Source organism: Paenibacillus periandrae (assembly GCF_022458865.1).
Lineage (GTDB): Bacteria > Bacillota > Bacilli > Paenibacillales > NBRC-103111 > Paenibacillus_S > Paenibacillus_S periandrae.
This window is the reverse complement of sequence record NZ_JAJNMU010000126.1, coordinates 1-492: the sequence shown is the minus strand read 5'-3', so window position 1 is coordinate 492 and position 492 is coordinate 1. Positions and strand designations below refer to the sequence as shown.

1 protein-coding gene is annotated in these 492 nt (G+C 60.6%); it reads right to left on the bottom strand.

The window, feature by feature from the left end; translation table 11 throughout:
• The coding region (locus LRL21_RS44885) for a hypothetical protein (protein WP_240422219.1) at window positions 1–346 on the bottom strand (346 nt) is incomplete at its 3' end.
• Window positions 347–492 lie beyond the last annotated feature (146 nt).

The following is a 492-nucleotide window of genomic DNA, read 5'->3' as shown; positions in this document are numbered from 1 at the left end:
CCTCATCGAATTGGCCCCCTCCGGCATCGCTTCGGATGACGGGCTCCCGGCTTATGGCCGCCTCACGGACGAAGGCCGGACTGACTTCGCTGCACGTGTCCAGCGGAAGAAAACCTGTCCAAAGCGACGCGTTTTGCTTCAAATCCAGCTTCATCGCCATGAAAAGCTCCCTTCCTGCGGACTTGATCCAAACGCCCTTGTCCGCTCCGGATGCCTCCATCATAATGGTCATCAATCTGGACAGCAGCTTCAGCGAATCCTTCTCTTCCGAGAACGCTTGGGACGCTCTTAGGACCGCCTCCAGATCCAGCACCTGGGCATAACTCCCCTTGGCCTCCGTCCGCATCTCATCCGGCCGCTTGGCATCCGGATGCTTCTCCGAGGGCGTACCGGCCGGCCCGCAGCTATCCTGCCGCCCGAGCTCGAAGCCGTCCATGCGACCCTGCTCTTCATACTGCTTAAGACACGCTTCCAGATCCGCCCTAAGGCCCG